The sequence below is a fragment of the Longimicrobium sp. genome (assembly GCF_036554565.1).
Classification (GTDB): domain Bacteria; phylum Gemmatimonadota; class Gemmatimonadetes; order Longimicrobiales; family Longimicrobiaceae; genus Longimicrobium.
Genome location: NZ_DATBNB010000682.1, coordinates 1 through 2,736, shown reverse-complemented (window position 1 = coordinate 2,736; position 2,736 = coordinate 1). Strand labels below are relative to the sequence as shown.

General features: G+C 67.2%; 3 protein-coding genes and 1 pseudogene. 2 read left to right on the top strand and 2 right to left on the bottom strand.

The features are described from left to right. On the bottom strand, positions 1-187 hold a 187-nt coding region (locus tag VIB55_RS18980), incomplete at its 3' end, for a type II toxin-antitoxin system Phd/YefM family antitoxin (RefSeq protein ID WP_331878245.1). A 552-nt stretch (positions 188-739) separates the two neighbouring features. Here VIB55_RS18980 and VIB55_RS18975 point away from each other — a divergent pair. After that, positions 740-955, top strand: coding sequence for a hypothetical protein (locus VIB55_RS18975; protein ID WP_331878244.1), 216 nt, complete (start codon positions 740-742; stop codon positions 953-955). Positions 956-969: 14 nt separating this feature from the next. Next, positions 970-1,227: pseudogene (locus VIB55_RS25550) on the top strand (DUF2442 domain-containing protein); the annotation flags it as partial. Positions 1,228-1,341: 114 nt separating this feature from the next. Here the strand turns inward: VIB55_RS25550 and VIB55_RS18970 are convergent. Beyond that, on the bottom strand, positions 1,342-2,640 hold the full coding sequence (locus tag VIB55_RS18970) for an amidohydrolase (protein ID WP_331878243.1): 1,299 nt from the start codon (positions 2,638-2,640) through the stop codon (positions 1,342-1,344). Between the last annotated feature and the right edge of the window lie 96 nt (positions 2,641-2,736).

Below are 2,736 nucleotides of genomic sequence, written 5' to 3'. Positions count from 1 at the left end.
TAAGGCGTGGGAGCGAAGCGAGTAGATCGGGCAGATCACCGAGCCGCATGGCCGAGCGCACCGGGCCCAGTTCGGCGACTGCTCGGCCGCCGCGCATCAAAACGAAAGACTCGCCGCGGCCCTCCACGCGGTCCACGTATTCCGTGAAGTTGCGGGCGACCTCGGCAACGGAACGCGTGTGTAGCACTGGCTGAACTCCTGGAGAAAGGATGGCCCCGCTACTCCCTTGCACGTTAATCCCGGCCATAAGTCCAGGAGTTCTCAGGTCCTGCTTCGAGCAATGGCTTGGCGTAGTCGATCCGCGAGTTGAAGAAGCATCCTTGCTCGGACTTCCAAGCTGGCGGCGATCCGCTCCACACTCGCGTCAGTTGGGGTTCGGGCGCCGCGCGACCACTCCCGGACTGTTCCGTAGCTGCCGTCCATCTCCTCGGCAAGGTCCCGCAGGTTGAAGGGAGCATCCCGGAGTGCTTCCTGGACTGCTTGCGCAACCTCATCTCGGCTACTGCTCCCTTCAGCCATCGATGATCTCCCGTTGGCACGATTGCCAACTTAGGTGGAGTTGGCTTAATGCCAACATGAGGACTGCGCGCTGGCACAGCCCACGTCTCAGCACGCGCAACCCTCCCGCGTAACGATCGGCAACGATAGCCCGATCGGCTCGCGAGGGGCAAGGCGAAATGGTAGATATCAGGAGCAGATGCCGATGAGAATGCAGCCAAGGCCATCACCTGCGCGCATCTTGGAGATGCTGACGGACCGCTTCGGCGCGTTCGAAACAATCGCGTACTTGTGTATCAAGCTCGCCCGCTCAGCGCCGGAGGAAGATCGGGCGATGGATGTTCTGGTAGCCGAGGCGATCTTGGAGTTCGGCGATGATCTTCGTGCCGCATACACAGCCGTAAGTGGCGAAGGTGACTCGGAATTCGACGCGAGTTCGCTCCAGGACAGCTACTGAACCGCGCCCCTTGGATGATCGAGAGTGCCGGCGAATCAGGGAGGCGTAGCATGAGCGCTGTGACGGAGAGCGACGCTCGGATTCGCGAAATCCGGGTCACCGACGACAAGATCATCGCGGATTTGATGGACGGGCGCACGATCAGCGTACCGCTTGCCTGGTCATGGCGCCTCGCCGAGGCGACTCCCGAGCAGCGCGCGAATGTCCGCATCATCGGCAACGGCCAGGTAGCTCGTTGGCCGGATGTGGACGAGGACATCAGTGCGCGCGGAATGCTGGTGGGGACGCCGGCGCCGCGCCAGAAGCAGTTCCGTAATCTTCGCCGCTGTGCGCAGAAGCGCCCCCGCGATCCACGCGGGGGCGCTTCGTTCAGCGGATGCGTGGGATTACTGGGCCGCGCCGGTGCGGAGGTAGTCCAGCACCAGTCCCGTCATCGTGCGCATGCCGATGGGGATGGCGGCGTCGTCGGCGATGAAGGTGGGCGTGTGGTGGTCGCCGCTCTTCTGCCCCGGCGGCGTGGTGCCCAGCCGGTAGAAGAAGGTGGGCGCCACGGTGGCGAAGAACGCGAAGTCCTCGGCGCCCGTCGTGGGCGGCACGTCGACGACGTTGCTGCCACCCATCACCCGCACCAGCGTGGGGTGCAGCCGCCGCGCCAGGTCGGGGTTGTTCACCGTCACCGGGGTGATGCGGTCGTACTGCAGCTCGTACGAGCCGCCACCCGCGCGCGTCACGCCGTCCAGGATCTCGCGCATCCGCCGCTCCACCTCGTCCTGCACGGCGGGGTCGAAGGTGCGCACGGTGCCGTGCATCTCCACCTGCTCGGGGATGATGTTGTTGCGCTCGCCGCCGCGGATCAGCCCCACCGTCACCACGCTGGGCGTAAAGGGCGACAGGTTGCGCGAGCGGATGGTCTGCAGCGACAGCACCGCCTGCGACGCCATGACGATGGGATCGATGGAAAGGTGCGGCGACGCCCCGTGCGACTGCCGCCCCTTGATGCGGATGATGAAGCGGTCCGCCGCCGCCATCGCCGGCCCGGGGGTGTATCCCACCTTCCCCACCTCCATCTGCGCAAAGGTGTGAAGCCCGAACACGGCCTCGGGACGCACGCCGTTGAACACGCCCTCGTCCAGCATCAGCTTGGCGCCGCCCTGCTCGCCCGGAGGCGCACCCTCTTCCGCGGGCTGAAAGACGAACACCACCGTGCCCGGCACCTCGGCGCGCATGCCGGCCAGGACGGAGGCCACGCCCATCTGCACGGCGGTGTGCACGTCGTGACCGCAGGCGTGCATCACGCCCACCTGGTTGCCCAGGTACTCGGTGCGCACGGTGGACTTCCAGGGATAGCTGGTCTCCTCCGTCACCGGCAGCGCGTCCATGTCGGCGCGCACGGCGATGGTGGGGCCGGGCCGCCCGCCGCGAAGGATGCCGACCACGCCGGTGTGGGCGATGCCGGTGCGCACCTCCAGCCCCAGCGAGCGCAGGTGCGCGGCGACCACGCCCGCCGTGCGCGTTTCGCGGTTGCTGAGCTCGGGGTGCTGGTGCAGGTCGTGGCGGATCTCGGTGATGCGGGGCGCCAGGCGGTCGACGGCGGTGGCCACGCGCGCGTCGGCGGCCTGTGCCTGCACGGCCGCGGGGGCCACCGCCAGCGCCGACAGCGCCAGGAGGGTGCGGTACTGCATCATGCGTCCTCGGGAGTGGTGGATGGGGATGGATGCTCCCCAATCGTGCGCTCCCGCGGCTCCCAAGTCAATCCGCCGGAGGGAAAAACGGCGGCGGGG